Raw genomic sequence first — 206 nt, forward strand, 5'->3', positions numbered from 1 at the left:
CTTCACCTTGTGGTCATACTCATCACCTGTGCGTACACCGCCTCTGTCAGGATCTGTCTGCACGAAATTTTTTGCCACGTTTTGAGGATAAGTATAATTCCCGCCGATCTCGATATTTTGCGGTATCTCATTTTCCTCGTGGATCGTATATACAGTCTCTTTCGGAATACCGTACACTGCTACGCTTGCAGTCTGTTTTCCCGCCG

General features: G+C 47.1%; 1 protein-coding gene. It reads right to left on the bottom strand.

Going from position 1 to position 206, the window contains the following annotated elements; translation table 11 throughout:
* On the bottom strand, positions 1–206 hold a 206-nt coding region (locus NE668_RS10320; RefSeq protein ID WP_256197044.1), incomplete at both ends, for a hypothetical protein.

The sequence above is a fragment of the Veillonella parvula genome (assembly GCF_024461875.1).
Taxonomy (GTDB): Bacteria; Bacillota; Negativicutes; order Veillonellales; family Veillonellaceae; genus Veillonella; species Veillonella parvula_I.